The organism is Bradyrhizobium sp. USDA 336 (assembly GCF_044908355.1).
Classification (GTDB): Bacteria; Pseudomonadota; Alphaproteobacteria; order Rhizobiales; family Xanthobacteraceae; genus Bradyrhizobium; species Bradyrhizobium yuanmingense.
In genome coordinates, this window is sequence record NZ_JBIYDC010000002.1 from 3,410,882 (window position 1) to 3,426,375 (window position 15,494).

General features: G+C 62.8%; 13 protein-coding genes and 1 tRNA gene. 7 read left to right on the plus strand and 7 right to left on the minus strand.

Annotation, left to right across the window (positions count from 1 at the left end):
• Positions 1-8 precede the first annotated feature (8 nt).
• From ABIA45_RS16855 to ABIA45_RS16865, 3 genes are read right to left on the minus strand one after another with little or no spacing between them, the layout of a single operon-like run.
• Complete coding sequence (locus tag ABIA45_RS16855) at positions 9-1,190, minus strand: acyl-CoA dehydrogenase family protein (protein WP_271542446.1); 1,182 nt, start codon at positions 1,188-1,190, stop codon at positions 9-11.
• Positions 1,191-1,204: 14 nt separating this feature from the next.
• Positions 1,205-1,942 carry an SDR family oxidoreductase gene (locus ABIA45_RS16860; RefSeq protein WP_271542448.1) on the minus strand — a complete coding sequence of 246 codons (738 nt, stop codon included), beginning with the start codon at positions 1,940-1,942 and terminating at the stop codon, positions 1,205-1,207.
• A gap of 18 nt (positions 1,943-1,960) precedes the next feature.
• Positions 1,961-3,562, minus strand: a complete 1,602-nt coding sequence (locus ABIA45_RS16865; protein WP_271542450.1) for a class I adenylate-forming enzyme family protein — start codon at positions 3,560-3,562, stop codon at positions 1,961-1,963.
• 238 nt (positions 3,563-3,800) lie between these two features.
• Here ABIA45_RS16865 and ABIA45_RS16870 point away from each other — a divergent pair, with 238 nt between their 5' ends.
• Positions 3,801-4,544, plus strand: a complete 744-nt coding sequence (locus ABIA45_RS16870) for an SDR family NAD(P)-dependent oxidoreductase (RefSeq protein ID WP_271542452.1) — start codon at positions 3,801-3,803, stop codon at positions 4,542-4,544.
• Position 4,545: 1 nt separating this feature from the next.
• Entirely contained in the window at positions 4,546-5,223 is a 678-nt protein-coding gene (locus tag ABIA45_RS16875) for a glutathione S-transferase family protein (protein ID WP_404652885.1), read from the plus strand.
• 25 nt (positions 5,224-5,248) lie between these two features.
• Here ABIA45_RS16875 and ABIA45_RS16880 read toward each other — a convergent pair whose 3' ends face one another.
• Together ABIA45_RS16880 and ABIA45_RS16885 are read right to left on the minus strand one after the other, a co-directional pair.
• Positions 5,249-6,448: a CaiB/BaiF CoA-transferase family protein gene (locus ABIA45_RS16880; RefSeq protein WP_271542456.1), complete on the minus strand. Its 1,200-nt coding sequence runs from the start codon at positions 6,446-6,448 to the stop codon at positions 5,249-5,251.
• 101 nt (positions 6,449-6,549) lie between these two features.
• The gene (locus ABIA45_RS16885) at positions 6,550-7,182 is read right to left on the minus strand and encodes a 2-hydroxychromene-2-carboxylate isomerase (RefSeq protein WP_271542458.1); all 633 of its coding nucleotides are present in this window, start codon (positions 7,180-7,182) and stop codon (positions 6,550-6,552) included.
• A gap of 240 nt (positions 7,183-7,422) precedes the next feature.
• On the opposite strand from ABIA45_RS16885, the gene ABIA45_RS16890 reads away from it, so the two are divergent.
• On the plus strand, positions 7,423-7,938 hold the full coding sequence (locus ABIA45_RS16890) for a helix-turn-helix domain-containing protein (RefSeq protein WP_271542460.1): 516 nt from the start codon (positions 7,423-7,425) through the stop codon (positions 7,936-7,938).
• Positions 7,939-8,296: 358 nt separating this feature from the next.
• Here the strand turns inward: ABIA45_RS16890 and ABIA45_RS16895 are convergent.
• Positions 8,297-8,371, minus strand: a tRNA-Gln gene (locus ABIA45_RS16895).
• Positions 8,372-8,613: 242 nt separating this feature from the next.
• Here ABIA45_RS16895 and ABIA45_RS16900 point away from each other — a divergent pair.
• Positions 8,614-10,395, plus strand: coding sequence for an acyl-CoA dehydrogenase (locus ABIA45_RS16900; RefSeq protein WP_271542462.1), 1,782 nt, complete (start codon positions 8,614-8,616; stop codon positions 10,393-10,395).
• 50 nt (positions 10,396-10,445) lie between these two features.
• Here the strand turns inward: ABIA45_RS16900 and ABIA45_RS16905 are convergent, their stop codons facing one another.
• On the minus strand, positions 10,446-11,690 hold the full coding sequence (locus ABIA45_RS16905; protein WP_271542464.1) for an MFS transporter: 1,245 nt from the start codon (positions 11,688-11,690) through the stop codon (positions 10,446-10,448).
• A 229-nt stretch (positions 11,691-11,919) separates the two neighbouring features.
• On the opposite strand from ABIA45_RS16905, the gene ABIA45_RS16910 reads away from it, so the two are divergent.
• The 3 genes from ABIA45_RS16910 to ABIA45_RS16920 all read left to right on the plus strand — a co-directional run bounded on the left by ABIA45_RS16910 (position 11,920) and on the right by ABIA45_RS16920 (position 14,958).
• A complete protein-coding gene (locus tag ABIA45_RS16910; RefSeq protein WP_271542466.1) occupies positions 11,920-13,581 on the plus strand; it encodes a bifunctional UDP-sugar hydrolase/5'-nucleotidase in 1,662 nt (553 codons plus the stop codon).
• Between the two features lie 122 nt (positions 13,582-13,703).
• Complete coding sequence (locus ABIA45_RS16915; RefSeq protein WP_036004131.1) at positions 13,704-14,633, plus strand: histone deacetylase family protein; 930 nt, start codon at positions 13,704-13,706, stop codon at positions 14,631-14,633.
• Between the two features lie 73 nt (positions 14,634-14,706).
• Positions 14,707-14,958 carry an exodeoxyribonuclease VII small subunit gene (locus ABIA45_RS16920; protein WP_008132970.1) on the plus strand — a complete coding sequence of 84 codons (252 nt, stop codon included), beginning with the start codon at positions 14,707-14,709 and terminating at the stop codon, positions 14,956-14,958.
• Positions 14,959-15,494 lie beyond the last annotated feature (536 nt).

Genomic DNA, 15,494 nt, shown 5'->3' on the forward strand with positions numbered 1-15,494 from the left:
CGTCGTGGCTAGAGCCCAAGCACGGCCTTGGCGATGATGTTTCGCTGGATCTCGTTGGATCCGCCGTAGATGCTGAGCTTGCGCGCGTTCAGATATTTTTCCGACGCGGTGTGACCGTAGTCGGGGCCGGGCATGAAGCGGTTGGCGCTGACCGGATGCTCGCGGATGGCCAGGCCGTAATTGCCGATCGCGCGATGGGTGAGCTCGGTGATATTCTGAAATATCTCGGTGCCGCGGATCTTGAACAGCGAGGCCGCAGGTCCTGGATCTATGCCGCGCGCCATCTGGGCGACAACGCGCAACTCCGTCGCTTCCAGCGCCAGCACGTCGAGCTCGATGCGGGCAATGTCGCGCAGGAATTCGAGATGCGCGGGATCGTCGACCGGTATCTCGGCCCTCACGATCTGTTTCAGTTTGTTGATGTAGCGGGTGGACCGGCCGATGCCGGCCATGCTGGTGCGCTCATTGCCGAGCAGGAACTTGGCGTAGGTCCAACCCTTGTTCTCCTCGCCAACCAGGTTCTCGACGGGCACGCGGACATTTTCGAGGAAGACGTCGTTAACCTCGTGGCTGCCATCGATCGTGATGATCGGCCGCACGGTGACGCCGGGCGACTTCATGTCGATCAGCAGGAAGGAGATGCCGGATTGCGGCTTGGCGCTCGGATCGGTCCGCACCAGGCAGAAGATCCAGTCGGCATGCTGCGCCAGCGTCGTCCAGGTCTTGTGACCGTTGACGATGTAGTGGTCGCCGTCACGCACGGCCTTGGTCCTGACGGTCGCGAGGTCCGAGCCCGAACCCGGCTCCGAATAGCCCTGGCACCACCAATCCTCGCCGGACAGGATCCGCGGCAGAAACTTCTTCTTCTGCGCCTCGTTGCCGAAGGTGTAGATCACCGGCCCGACCATGGTCACGCTGAAGGCGAGCGGCGGCAGCGTGCCTGCGCGAGACGTCTCCTGCTCGAACAGGAAGCGCTGCGTGACCGACCAGCCTGGGCCGCCATACTCCTTGGGCCAGAGCGGCGCGATCCAGCCCTTCTTGTGCAGGATCCGGTGCCAGAGCAGCGACTGCTCCTTGGTCAGGTCGGTCTCCGGATTGGGAACGCGCATTTCCGGCGGATAGTTCTGCGCAATGAAACTGCGCACCTCGTCACGAAACGCGGCATCCTCGCGGGAAAGCTTGAGCTCCATCGCAGCAGGCTCCGCTACCACTTCTCGCCGAAGGGACGGATCTCCAGCTCGAACGTCCATGCGCTTCTCGGTTGCTGGTAGAGCTGCCAATAGGATGTCGCGACGGAGGCCGGAGGCATCAAGGCGTCCGGATCATCCAGCGCGGTGGGCCCGAGAGCCTCCAGCCGGCGTTGCCGAACCCACTCGGTGTCCACGCCGGAATCGATGATGAGATGCGCGACGTGAATATTTTTCGGGCCAAGCTCGCGGGCCATGGCCTGCGCGACCGCGCGAAGGCCAAACTTGGCGCTTGCGAAAGCGGCGTACCCGCTGCCGCCGCGGAGCGAGGCGGTCGCCCCCGTAAAGAAGATGTTGCCGCCCCCGCGCGGCAGCATGAGGCGGGCGGCCTCGCGACCGGCCAAGAAACCGGAATAGCATGCCATTTCCCAGACCTTGCGGAAGACGCGTTCTGTGGTGTCCAGAATCGGGAAGTTCACGTTCGCCCCGATGTTGAAGATGCAGACTTCCAGCGGCGCATGCTTGTCTGCATCGTTGAGAAAGGAGATGATCTCGTCTTCCTTGCGAGCATCGAGCGAACGGGCCTGGATCTCTCCGCCGGCAGCCTCGATATCCCTGACGAGCGGAGCCAGCTTGTCGCCGTTACGACGACCGGCGAAGACCGTAAAGCCTTCTGCTGCGAATTTCTTGGCGATCTCGCCGCCGATGAAGTCACCCGCGCCTATCACGGCCGCCGTTGCGTTTCTCTTTTGCAAGATGTCCTCCCGGTAAAGTTAGATATGTTGCCTGCGGAATTCGGGCGCCTGCATCGCAGGGGTTGCGCCTTCGCGCAAGGACTCCGCGAGCCTGTGTTTGAGTATCTTGCCAGTCGATGTCGCCGGCAAGGCCTCGAGGATGACGATTTCGGACGGCCGCTTGTAAGACGTAAGCTGAGATCTGACGAAATGCATCAGCGTCTCTGGTGTCGTGCGGGATCCCGGCAGCAATTGCACAAAGGCCACGATCTCCTCATTGCCGTCCGCGGCACGACCAACCACAGCGGATTGCACGACGTCTTTATGTGAGTTGAGGACTGCTTCGACCTCGGCGGGATAGACGTTGAAACCGGAACGAATGATCATTTCCTTGGTGCGGCCGACGATGTACAGACAGTCGCCGTCGAAACGCGCGAGATCGCCGGTATTGAACCAGCCCTCGCTATCAACCACCTTCGCGGTAAGCTCGGGGGCACGATAGTAGCCCAGCATCACGTTGCGCCCGCGAACATGCAGCTCGCCGACTTCGCCTACTGCCGTCGGAAATCCTTCGATGGTTCGCACCCGCGCCTCCACGCCTGGCAGCAGCGTGCCAACCGCCTGATCGGAACGTGGCCTATCGAAACGTACCCCTGATATTCCCGGCGAACATTCAGTGATCCCGTAGCCGTTGAGCAAGGGAAGCCCGAACTCCTTTTCCACGCGCACCTTCAGGTTCAAATCCAGCGGCGCGCCGGCGACGGCGATCAAGCGCAACGAGCCTCGGGGGAGTTGTTCCACGCCTGATACGCTCTTGTACTCCAGCAGGCGCTGATAGGTGGCAGGCACGCCATTGAGAATGGTGACGCCCTCCTCCGCGATGGCCTTTGCAGTCGCGGCCGGATCGTATTTGCTGACCATCCGCACCGTGCCGCCAACCATCAGCGTCATGATCAGGAGCGAGATGCCGACGATATGCGAGATCGGCAACACAAGATAGATCTTGTCGTTCTCGTTCATCCTGCGGAAGTACGCGGTGGTCTTTGCGCTGATCAGCAGGTTGTCATGCGAGAGCATCACGCCCTTGGGAGTTCCGGTCGTCCCTGACGTGTAGATCAAAACCGCGACTTGCCTTGCTGGATCGGTCTCCACGGGCTGGACTGACGCGCTTTCGTTGAGCGGGCCAACACCAATATCCGGCAGCGGGCCAATTCGCCGGCTCTCGGCGCCATAGCGAGAGGCGTGAGCAGCGGCCTCCTTCGAAATACCCGACGTAAACAACATCCGTCGGGCGCCGCTGTGATCGCGGATCTGGTCCAGTTCGCGCGCCGCCAAGCGCGGGTTGGCGACGATCGCCCAGGCGTCGAGCCGGCTCGCCCCCAGCAGCAAAGCAGCAAGCGCAATACAGTTCTCGCTGACGATGATCATCCGATCGCCGGCCCTGATCCCCAGCGAGGAGAGAACGGTGGCGATCTCGCCAACGCGCTGCTCCAGATCTCGATAGCTCCAGGAGGCCCCGTCTTCGACGAGCGCAATCCGGTCGGGCGCTCTGGCAACCGGTCCTGCCGTGACTTTATCGATTCGGCTCGGCAAGCCGGCAGCGATCTCGTCGACACTGATCGTCTCTGAAAGCTCCGCCACGACTGACCTCCCGACCGACCATGCCGACGTTGCAATGCGGCACACTTGTCTTCGACTTATAGTTCTTTTTTAGAACTCGTCAATCGATAAATCGTCGTCGGTCTTTCCCGGAGTCGAACGGAAGATCCATCCGCGAGTAGCTTTTTTTTCTGCGCGGCTCCTAAGAACCTCCGTTTACAACGCATCATCCGGCAGCTAGTCTATAGTATCAAATAAGAACTTAAAGGGAGGATCGAGGATGGCAGCGAGCCGCGGTGTAGCGATACTTGTTGGCGCAGGCGATGCCATTGGCGCGGCGGTCGCCCGGCGTTTTGCCCAAGGCGGCTATACGGTTTGCATCTGCAGGCGCGATGCGTCCAAATCACAGGGACTCGTGGCCGAGCTGAGGGATGCGGGGCATGATGTTCACGCATTCAGCGTGGATGCGCGTCAGGAAGCAGACGTCCAAGGCATTTTCGCGCGAGTCGAGAAAGAGCACGGGCCTGTCGAGGTTTGTCTCTACAATGCCGGCTCGAACGTCAACAAGCCCCTGCTCGAGACCACGGAGAAGCTGTTCTTCAAGGCCTGGGAACTCGCCTGCTATGGTGGTTTCCTGGTTGGACGTGAGGCGGCCCGCGTGATGCTGTCGCGCGGACGCGGCACCATCTTCTTTACGGGTGCGACGGCAAGCGTGCGTGGCGGCCCGGGATTTGCAGCATTTTCATCAGCGAAGTTCGGCCTTCGTGCAGTGGCCCAGGCGATGGCGCGCGAGCTTGGACCGAAGAACATCCACGTCGTGCATCTCCTGATCGACGCCGGCGTGGATAGCGAGGCGATTCACCAGCGCATGAAGGCGGCGAAGGGCATCGAAGCAAGCGACATTCCGCCCGATAGCCTGACCAAGACGTCTTCCATAGCCGAAGCCTATTGGTTCACCCACCAGCAGAGCAAAGATGGCTGGACCCACGAACTCGATCTCCGTCCGTCCGTGGAGAAATGGTAATATGAATGCGACACCAGACCTGACCCTGTGGGGCGTTGGAACGAGTCGCACCATTCGTCCGCACTGGGCCATGCACGAACTGGGCTTGGCCTACAACACAAGGCCCATTGGCCCACGAACCGGCGAAACCAAGACCGCAGAATACTCGAAGCTCAATCCGCGCCAGAAGATCCCGCTGCTTCAAGATGGCGATTTCTGCATCGGCGAGAGCGCAGCGATCGTTGCCTACCTGTCGCGCATGTATTCCACGCCGGATCGATCGCTGATTCCGGACGCCCCGCGCGAGTATGCCGCGTGGCTGGAATGGTGCTTCTTCATCGTCGCGGAGCTGGATTCCACGAGCCTTTACGTGATGCGCCGCCATCGGGCTGACGCGCTCGGACCGATCTACGGCATCGCACCCGAGGTCGTTGCCCAGGCCGGCGAGTATTTCCGCCAGCAGTTGCGCCATGTTGAAGTCGCGCTCGGAGACGGCCGGAAATTCCTGATGGGTGACCGTTTTACGAGCGCAGACATCCTGCTCACGACGTGCCTCGAGTGGGCTATCGCCTATGGCGTCGGCATTTGCGACAACGCTCAGCCTTATCTCGAGAGCATCCGGAAACGCGAAGCGTTCCAGCGAGCCGTTGCAGCGAATGTTCCCATGGCGCCGATCACGCCGGCGCCGACGAAGGCCTAGAAGACATCGCCAACGGGTTTCGCGGTTAGACCGCGACGCGCACGCTGCGCTCGGCGATCATCTTGTCGATGGCGCCATCGTCGTACCCAAGTTCGTGCAACACGTCGCGGGAGTGCTCGCCGACCCTGGGAGCAGGCCCGCCGATCGTGGCCTCGTTGACCGAAAAACGCGCCGCTGGCTTCGGCTGCCGCACCCGCCCCACCTTCGGCTGGTCGAACTCGGCAATGATATCGCGGGCGACCACCTGTTCATTGTGAATGATCTCGCCCCGTCGCAGGATCGGCGAACAGGGGACGTCGGCGGCGTCCAGACGCTCCAGCCATTCGGCGGTGGTGTGCTGGCTGATATACTCCGCCATCTTGTTGATACGTGCCGTGGCGTTGACGGAGCGCGCCGCCGGCGTCGAGAAACGGGGATCCCTGGCAAGCTCCGGATCGCCGGACGCCTGGCAAAAACCCTGCCATTCGGAATCGGAAATGGTACCGGCGGTGATGTAGCCGTCGCTGGTCTTGAACACGAGATCCGGCCGATCGTTGGGATCTGCAGCAGTGGCCTCGGCCCCCACCACCGTGTATTGCATCATGCCTTCCGGCCACAAATAGGAGATCATCGCGTCCAGCATGGCGACCTGGATGTGATCACCCTGCCCTGTCTTCTCGCGCGCGTAGAGGGCTGCCGCCACCGCCTGGGCGGTGAACACGGCGGTTGTCTTGTCGCAGACGATAGTCCGGATCATCTGCGGACGGTTCGTAACCGGCTGCGACTGGATATCGGCAAAGCCCGACAGGCCCTGAATGATCGGGTCGTAAACACGCTTCTTCACATAAGGTCCGGAGTCGCCAACACCGCTGATCGAGACATAGATCAGGCGCGGATGGCGCTGGCGCAACTCTTCGACGCCGAGACCGAGGCGCTCCATGGTGCCGGGCCGGAAATTCTGCACCAGCACATCCGCCTTCGCGACCAATTTGGCCAGAACCTCACGGCCGGCCTCGCTCTTGACGTCGATGGCGAGCGAGCGCTTGCCGCGATTTGACGAAATGAACAGTGCCGAGAACTCGCCTTCCTTGTCGATGGTGGCGCGGCTGCGCCGCGTAATGTCACCGCCGATCGGCTCGATCTTCAGGACGTCCGCGCCCTGATCCGCCAGGAACATGGTCGCGAACGGGCCCGACACGACGCCTGTCAAATCGAGGACGCGAACGCCGTTGAGGGGACCGGGCATGACATTCTCCCTGAATTGGTTTCGTTATAAGGCCGACTGAGCTTTCGTCATGCAGGCGCGCGGACGTCTGCCCGGCTCTGCAAAAGCTCCAGCTTCTGGCCTCAGGCCGTCTTCGAAACGGGCTGGCCGATCTGCTCGACGATCGACTCCTCCACATCGCGAAGCTGGTCCTTGCCGAAAAACATCTCCTTTCCAACGAAGAAGGTCGGCGAGCCGAATGCGCCGCGGTTGACGGCGTCGGTGGTTCGATCAATCAGCCCCTTCTTGACGTCGTCCTGCTGCGCACGCGCAAGCAACCGATCGATATCGAGGCCTGAGGAGATGAATGCCGCTCGGAAGGTTTCGAGGTCATCCATCTTCTTTGGCTCCTCCCACATGTGGTGGTAGGCCGCGCGGAAATAGGGTTCGAACACGCCTTCGAATTGCGCCGCGACGGCACCGCGCATCAACATCAGCGTATTGACCGGAAAAAAAGGATTGGACCTGAACTTCGTTGCATCGTAGCGGCGAATGAAGCGCTGGGTCTCTAGAGCCTGGTATTCCGGCTTGTTCTTGATGCCACGAAGGGAATCGAACGGGGACATGTTGCCGGTCGCCTTGAAGATGCCGCCGAGCAGGATCGGGACATATTCGAATTTCACGCCGGTGCGCCGTTCGATTCCCGGAAGCGCCAGTTCCGCGAGGTAAGCATTCGGACTGCCGAAATCGAACAGGAATTCAACTTTGAGGGACATGTCAGCTCCTCCCGCAGGGCGCGATGTTGGTCAGATTTGAGTGATCTTCTAGGCCGAACGCAGGCTGTCACTCATTTCTATAGTTCTAAAATTGAACTGTCAAATCTGCTATGAAATCACGAGGTTTCGGACGACCGGCGGGGGATTGTATCCCCTTTAGTACCTATCTAGAATGGTGTAAGCGTGCTGCCGCTTCCCCCTGATTCGAGCGGAACAGGCGCCGGTCGACCGGAGAGCAGAATGAAATGGGATGAACTTGAGGAAGAGCCGTGTTCGATGGCTCGCACCATCGGTGTGATTGGCGACCGCTGGACTCTTCTGATTCTCCGCGAATGCTTCCTGCGCACGCGCCGCTTCGAGGGTTTTCAGTCAGCGCTTGGAATCACACGGCATTTGCTCGCCGAGCGGTTGAAGAAGCTGGTGCGGCAGGGCGTCCTGCGCCGCATTCCCTATCAGGAGTCGCCTAAACGCCACGAGTATATCCTGACGCAAAAGGGCCTCGACCTCTATCCGATCATGATGGCGCTCGTACATTGGGGCGACACGCACATGGTCGACGAACGCGGACGTCCCCTGCTGCATGAGCACCGCAACTGCGGAAAGATGTTCGACCCCGTGATGGTGTGCTCGGAATGCGGCGAGCCGCTTTCAGCCAAGGAAGTTCATGTCCACCCTGGTCCAGGCGCGCGCCCGGCTCCAGAGAGGGTCTTGCTTGACAAAAAAGCAAAGCCGAAGCCCCGCAGGAAAGCGGCGTAACGGCGACTAGCCGCGTTTCCCCCACAACGGCCGCAGCGCCACTGCGGCTAACTCTGCGCCATCGGCTGGGCGAACTACAGCTTGACGCCCCTCTGGTGCAGAAGCGCATCAGCTCAACTGACTATCCGATTTGCTCGCCATAACTCTCTGTTCTACGACAGCGCGTAAGAGGTCTCCCCGAGTAGCCTATGCGGTTTATATTGCGATCAAAGCCACGGAAAGACCCAATAGTGTCCATGTGATGCAGAACGTCGCTTAGTTCGATTCTGGACCAAGCATTAGAAGCTCAATTTCCAAACGCGCCAAAAATTTGGCGGGAATGGAGCTGCTTACCCAACGAACTCAACAGCTTGTATGCTGGCTGGGGCGGGAGGGATCGAACCTCCGAATGGCGGAATCAAAATCCGCTGCCTTACCGCTTGGCTACGCCCCAACAGACGACGAACGGAACGGGCAGAACCGGCCACCGCAGATTCCCGTCGGTCGTAGCCCGGTCTATAGGGAGCGGCGCAGCATTTCAACCGCCTGGAGGGGCAAAAAGGGCCCGCGGCTGACACTCTATTCTGGGCCCCAACGGCCCTGCCCGTTCCGGCTAGGCATCCGGCGTCCCGGCAGTTGAGACCGCTCCCGTTTCATGGGAATACGGCGCCAATATCTGTTCTCGGGGAGTGAGCCATGACCTACCGCGCGCCGATTTCTGACATGCTGCTGTCGCTCAACCATGGCGCGGGCCTCAAGGCCGCCCTGGAGGCCGGCCATTACGGCGATTTCGACGCCGACCTCGCGGCCGCCGTGCTGGAGGAAGCCGGCAAGTTCGCATCCGACGTGCTGGCGCCGCTCAACAAGGTCGGCGATGAACACGGCATCAAGCTCGAGGGTGGCAAGGTCACGACCGCGCCGGGCTGGCCTGACGCCTACAAGCGCTGGACCGAGGGCGGCTGGAACGCGGTGTCCGGCCCGGAAGATTTCGGCGGCCAGGGCCTGCCGCTCGCGATCAACGCCGCCTGCACCGAGATCTGGAGCGCGGCCAACGTCGCCTTCGGCCTCTGCCCGCTGCTGACGGCGTCGGCGATCGAGGCGCTGGACGCCCACGGCAGCGACGAGCTGAAGCAGATCTATCTCGAAAAGCTCGTCTCCGGCGAATGGACCGGCACGATGCAGCTGACCGAGCCGCAGGCCGGCTCCGACGTCGGCGCGCTGCGCACCCGCGCCGAAAAGCAGGCGGACGGCACCTATCGCATCAAGGGGACGAAGATCTTCATCACCTATGGCGAGCACGACATGACCGACAACATCGTGCATTTCGTGCTGGCGCGTCTGCCCGATGCGCCCGCCGGCACCAAAGGAATTTCGCTGTTCCTCGTTCCCAAGTTCATGGTCAATGCGGACGGCTCGCTGGGGCCGCGCAACGACATCTATGCGAGCGGCGTCGAGCACAAGCTCGGCATGCATGCTTCGCCGACCTGCACCATGACCATGGGCGATCATGGCGGCGCGATCGGCTATCTGATCGGTGAAGAGAACCAGGGCATGCGCTGCATGTTCACGATGATGAACCAGGCCCGCCTCGGCGTCGGCCTGGAGGGTGTCGGCGTTGCCGACCGGGCCTACCAGCAGGCCCTGTCGTATGCGCAGGAGCGCCGCCAAGGCCGCGCGGTCGGCAAGAAAGGCGACGGCTCGGATGCGATCTTCGTGCATCCCGACGTCAAGCGCATGCTGATGCGGATGCGGGCGCAGACCGCGGCCGCGCGCACCATCTGCTATGCGACGGCCGTCGCGATCGACGTCTCGACCCGTGCCAAGGATCCGAAGGTGCGCACTGAAGCCGCCGCGCGCGCGGCGTTGCTGACGCCGATGGCCAAGGCCTACTCCACCGATATCGGCAACGAGGTCGCCTATCTTGGCGTGCAGGTGCATGGCGGCATGGGCTTCATCGAGGAGACCGGCGCGGCCCAGCACTACCGCGATGCCCGCATCACCGCGATCTACGAAGGCACCAACGGCATTCAGGCGATCGATCTCGTCACGCGCAAGTTAGCTGCCAATGGCGGCGCATCGGTGTGGGCGCTGCTCGACGAGCTCTCGGCAACGGTCAAGCAGGTGGAGGCCTCCAACGATCCCGCTTTCGGCACCACCGGCACCAAGCTGCGCGAGGCCCTGGAGGCGCTCACGCGCACCAGCAAATGGCTGCTGGAGCGCGTTGCCTCCGCTCCGAACGACGCGCTTGCGGGGGCGACGCCCTATCTGCAGCAATTCGGCGCGACGCTCGGCGGCTGCCTGCTCGCCTCCGAGGCGCTCGCCGCCAAGGCCGAAGGCCTTGGCGATGCGCCGCGCTACGTCGCGCTGGCGCGCTTCTTCGCCGAGAACATCGCGGTGCAGGCCGGCGCGCTCGAGCGCACCGTGACGGAGAGCGCGGAATCGGTCGCAGCGGCGGATGCGGCGTTGCTGGGTAGCTAGTTGTCTGTCGCTCCCGTCATCCTTCGAGGGCCGCTGAAGAAGCGACCGCCTCAGGGCGACGGTGATAGAGTGTGCGAATCTTGCAGCCTTCTCCTCGGCCGCCACAACACGATTCCGGCGGCCACGAGATTGAGCACCACGCACAGTGCGAATGCGGTCGTGTAGTTGCCGGTCAAGCTGCGCACGAGCCCGACGACACCGGGGCCGAAGGCGCTAACGATGCCGCTGATCGAGGTGCCCAGGCCCACCGCGGTCGCAAAGGCCGAAGCACCGATCTCGCGCTGGATGATCAAGGGCGGGAACGTGATCATGTTCCCCATCGAGAAGCCGTAGACGGCGCAGCAGGCCAGCAGCACGGTCGGGCTCGTGCTTTGCAGAGCCACGAACAGCGCAGCCGCCTGGCTCGTCATCGAAACAGAACAGGCGAGCCGGGCATCGAGCCGGTCGACGAACAGGCCGAGGGAGAGGCGCCCGACGATCGCCATCGCCGCCATGATGGTGACGGCAAGCCCTGCGGCGGCGCGGCCGATCAGCGGCTCGAGAAACGCCACCTGGTGGACGATGAAACCCATCTGCGCCAGCAGCGCGAGCGCGATCGGCAGCACCATGGTCCAGAACGCCGCGTTGGCGAGCACCGCCTTGCGCGAGCGAACCGGCGCTGAGCCGGAGGAACGTCCGCCCGCTGCAGGCGCTGTCCCTGCGGGCCAGCCGACGAAGGTCACGACCGCCGGCAGCACCAGCACCATCATCGCGAGCGTCGCCGTCAGCATCGCAGACCGGAAACCGATGCTGCCGGTCAGCGACAGCAGCAGCGGGACGAGGATGATGCCGCCGCAAGTCGCGCCGTTGAAGGCAAGGCTGAGCGCGAGGCCGCGCCGCTGCTCGAACCAGGAATTCAGCACGGTCGCGATCACCACCGTGCCCATGCCGGTCCAGCCGACCGACATCAGCGCATAGGCGAGATAAAGCTGCCAGGGCGTCTGCATCAGCGCCAGCAGCACGGTCGAAGCGCCGAGCGCCGTCAGGCCGCACAGGATCAACGCGCGCAGCCCGATGCGCTCGAGCAGGTCATCGGTGAAGATGACGAGCACGGAGGTCAGGAGAAACGAGAAGGTGCTGGCCGCGGAGATCAGCGTGCCCGGCCAGCCGTGAGCGCGCTGCAACTCGGCGAGATAGACGCCCTGGCCGTAGAGGCCGAAGCCGAACATGAAGAAGGCCATCAGGAAGCACGCCAGCACGACCCGCCAGCCGCGATAATACGGCGAGGATTCGTCGATCCGGGGGGCGGCAATCATCAATCTGACGGTCTGCCTGAAGGGAACGGGGCCGGATCGTGCCCCACAACCAACGGTTTTTCAAATGAAACATTGTAGCTAATTGTTGCGGCACGTAACGGGCATGGCATTCATCGAGCGGCACGGCTCGTGCGATGATGGGATTCTCGGGGAACGACGCTGCACGTGCCCCAAAAATGACGACAACAACCTTCGTGAAATCTTTGCGCCGAACGAATAGTCTAACTCCATGCGACATCCTCTCCGCCTGGCTTGCTTCGTCCTCGCTCTCACCGGCACCCTCCCCGCTGCGGCCCAGAGCGCAGCCCCCGTCGAGCTGCGCATTCTCGCCATCAACGATTTCCATGGCCATCTGCGGCCGCCGCCGGGCGGCATCCGCATCAACGACCCCGAGGACAAGTCCAAGAAGGTGACGGTGGCGGCCGGCGGCGCCGAGTACATGGCGACGCTGCTGAAGCAGCTGCGCGACGGGCACAAGAACGCCATCTTCGTCGCCGCGGGCGACCTGATAGGCGCGAGCCCGTTTCTGTCGGCGATGTTTCACGACGAGCCCTCGATCGAGGCGCTCTCGATGATGGGCCTTGCGATCAGCTCGGTCGGCAATCACGAATTCGACGAGGGCAACACCGAGCTTCTGCGCATGCAGAACGGCGGCTGTCATCCCGTCGACGGCTGCCAGGGGCCGCATCCCTTCACGGGCGCCAAATTCCGTTATCTCGCGGCCTCCACCGTCGAGACCGCGACCGGCAAGAGCGTGCTGCCGCCCTACGAGATCAGGGAGTTCGACGGCATCCCCGTCGGCTTCATCGGCCTGACCTTGAAGGAGACCGCCGGCATCGTCTCGCCAGCGGGCATCGCCGGGCTCGAATTCCGCGACGAGGCCGAGACGGTGAACGCGCTGGTGCCGCAGCTGAAGGCGCGCGGCGTCGAAGCGATCGTGGTGCTGATCCACCAGGGCGGCGAGCCCGCCGGCGACTACAATGAATGCCCTGCCATCACGGGACCGATCGTCGACATCGTCAGGAAGTTCGATCCTGCCGTCGACGTCGTCGTCAGCGGCCACACCCACCGCGCCTACATCTGCGATATCGACGGGCGGCTCGTCACCAGCGGCGACAAATACGGCACGCTCGTCACTGCGATCGACCTCAAGCTCGATCCCGCAACGCGCGACATCGTCGGCGCGAAAGCCGAGAACGTGATCGTCGCCAATGCCTCGCTGGCCAGGGATCCCGAGCAGACCGCATTGATCGAGGCCTACGACAAGCTCTCCGCGCCGATCGCCAACCGGCCCGCCGGCTCGGTGACGCAGACATTGTCGCGCGTGCCGAACGAGGCCGGCGAAAGCGCGCTCGGCGATATCATCGCCGACGCGCAATTGCTCGCAACCCGCGATGCCAAGGATGGCAGCGCCGTCATCGCGCTCACCAATCCCGGCGGCATCCGCACCGACATCGTTCCGAAGGAGAATGGCGCGATCACGTTCGGCGACGTCTTCGCCAGCCAGCCGTTCCGCAACCGCCTCGTCACCATGACGCTGACGGGCAGCCAGCTCAAGGACTTGCTCGAGCAGCAATGGCTGGACCCGAAGCGGCCGCGGATTCTCCAGGTGTCGAACGGCTTCGCCTATACCTGGGATGCTTCAAAGCCGTTCGGCGAGCGCGTCAGCCTCGAGCGGATGACACTCAACGGCAGGCCGATCGAGCCGGGAAGCGGCTACCGCGTCACGCTCAACGATTATCTCGCCGTCGGCGGAGACGGGTTTACCGTCGCCAAACAGGGCACCGCGCCACAATACGGCGGTTACGATGCGGACGCGCTGTTCGCGTTCTTCCGGGCGCACGGGCCGGTCGGTCCGCTGCCGCCCAGGCGCATCCTGCGTGTGAATTGATCCGGATCAAGCGGGCAGCCCTTTGCCATTCCCGGCCAAGCGCCTAGATTGGGTTTTGCATTGCGTTTTGGCGCCGAATGGGCCAACGACGCCAAAAGCCCGTTTTCCGTGAGGCCGACCTGATGAGCACGCTTCTCCTTTCCCACAAGGCCTGCCTCGACCATGTCACGCCGCCGGGACACCCTGAAAGGCCGGATCGCCTGCGCGCGGTGGAAGAAGCCTTGTCGCATGAGCGCTTCCAGTTCCTGGCGCGCGAGGAAGCGCCGGAGGGCGATCTCGATCTCGTCACGCTCTGCCACAACGAGCATTACGTCACCGAGCTGCGCCACATCGCGCCGACCAGCGGTCAGGTCTACATCGACGGCGACACCTCGATGTCCCCCGGCACGTGGGAGGCGGTGATGCGGGGCGTCGGCGGCGCGGTTGCGGCGACCGAAGCGGTGATGGCCGGCGAGCATCGCAACGCCTTCGTCGCGGTCCGCCCGCCCGGACATCACGCCGAGATCGGCAAGCCGATGGGCTTCTGCTTCTTCGACAACGTCGCGATCGCCGCGCGCCACGCGCAGCGCAAATACGGCATCAAGCGGGCGGCCATCGTCGACTTCGACGTGCATCACGGCAACGGCACGCAGGACATCTTCTGGTCAGACCCGACCGTGATGTACTGCTCGACGCACCAGATGCCGCTGTTTCCGGGCACCGGCGCTAAAAGCGAGCGCGGCGATCACGACACCATCGTCAATGCGCCGCTCGCCTCCGAGGACGGCGGCCCGGAATTCCGCGTCGCGTTCGAGAATCTGATCCTGCCGCAGCTCGAGAAATTCAGCCCCGAGCTCTTGATCATCTCGGCCGGCTTCGATGCGCATTATCGCGATCCCCTGGCTTCGCTCAACCTGCGCGCGGAGGACTATGCCTGGGTGACGCGCAAGCTGATGGATCTCGCCGACAAGACCGCTGGCGGCCGCGTTGTTTCGGTGCTCGAGGGCGGCTATGACCTGCAGGGACTGAAAGAATCTGTTACGGCGCATGTCGGCGCCCTGATGGGCGCTTGACCCACCCGCCACATTACGCCCGCAAAACTCTGCTTTCTCCAAGGTGAAGCGAATCGGGCAATCGGAAACGGATATGGCCGAAAATACTCAAGTCGACGTCTCCAGGCTCACCTTCGAGCGCGCGATCGAGGAACTCGAAACGATCGTGAAGCGGCTCGAGGATGGCAAGGTGCCGCTCGAGGAATCCGTGACGATCTACGAGCGCGGCGAGGCCCTGAAGCGGCGTTGCGAGGAATTGCTGCGCCAAGCCGAGGCGCGCGTCGACAAGATCACCACCGATGCCAGCGGCCAGGCCACCGGCACGGCGCCGCTCGACGTCCAGTAAAAAGAGTGCTCTCCCGCTCAGCCTTCTGACTCCCCAGGGCCGTGCAAGAGCGCGACGCAGGTCCGCATAGAATGTCTTCGCGGTGAGCGTGGCCGCTGCGTCCTTATCGCAGTGCGCAGTTCCCGACCGGCATGCGGTTCCCTGGCGGTGGATCGATACGTCCCCGCCTTCGAATCGGGTCGTTGAGAGCGAGAAAAGCCCATACTCGGGCCAAAAAGCTGCCAAGAACCGAGCAAGGCCGGAACCCCTTACCCCGCACCGAGGTTAACCACTTCTGGTCCGCGAGTTGCACCTGCATACCCCTAATCGGCCCAGCGGGTTGGCTTTGGCCCAAGCTTTGGTGTAAAGCTGCGCGGAGTGTGGCTTTTTGTAAGCCTTGCGTGGGCACCGATTACCGACGACAAGCGCTTCAAACTGCTAATGAAATTGGCTTGGGACGGACGAAGCCGATCTAAGTGACAGGGATCACAGAGACTGAACCGGAGCACACTTAAGCTTACCTAAGCTTGAAGGCGGGGCCTTGCCCCGTGCAGGTG

What these genes read in the sequence shown, in the direction of transcription:
- ABIA45_RS16855 (WP_271542446.1), bottom strand. Translation starts at nt 1,190, where the DNA reads ATGGAGCTCAAGCTTTCCCGCGAGGATGCCGCGTTTCGTGACGAGGTG.
- ABIA45_RS16870 (WP_271542452.1), top strand. Translation starts at nt 3,801, where the DNA reads ATGGCAGCGAGCCGCGGTGTAGCGATACTTGTTGGCGCAGGCGATGCC.
- ABIA45_RS16875 (WP_404652885.1), top strand. Translation starts at nt 4,546, where the DNA reads ATGAATGCGACACCAGACCTGACCCTGTGGGGCGTTGGAACGAGTCGC.
- ABIA45_RS16880 (WP_271542456.1), bottom strand. Translation starts at nt 6,448, where the DNA reads ATGCCCGGTCCCCTCAACGGCGTTCGCGTCCTCGATTTGACAGGCGTC.
- ABIA45_RS16885 (WP_271542458.1), bottom strand. Translation starts at nt 7,182, where the DNA reads ATGTCCCTCAAAGTTGAATTCCTGTTCGATTTCGGCAGTCCGAATGCT.
- ABIA45_RS16890 (WP_271542460.1), top strand. Translation starts at nt 7,423, where the DNA reads ATGAAATGGGATGAACTTGAGGAAGAGCCGTGTTCGATGGCTCGCACC.
- ABIA45_RS16900 (WP_271542462.1), top strand. Translation starts at nt 8,614, where the DNA reads ATGACCTACCGCGCGCCGATTTCTGACATGCTGCTGTCGCTCAACCAT.
- ABIA45_RS16905 (WP_271542464.1), bottom strand. Translation starts at nt 11,690, where the DNA reads ATGATTGCCGCCCCCCGGATCGACGAATCCTCGCCGTATTATCGCGGC.
- ABIA45_RS16910 (WP_271542466.1), top strand. Translation starts at nt 11,920, where the DNA reads ATGCGACATCCTCTCCGCCTGGCTTGCTTCGTCCTCGCTCTCACCGGC.
- ABIA45_RS16915 (WP_036004131.1), top strand. Translation starts at nt 13,704, where the DNA reads ATGAGCACGCTTCTCCTTTCCCACAAGGCCTGCCTCGACCATGTCACG.
- ABIA45_RS16920 (WP_008132970.1), top strand. Translation starts at nt 14,707, where the DNA reads ATGGCCGAAAATACTCAAGTCGACGTCTCCAGGCTCACCTTCGAGCGC.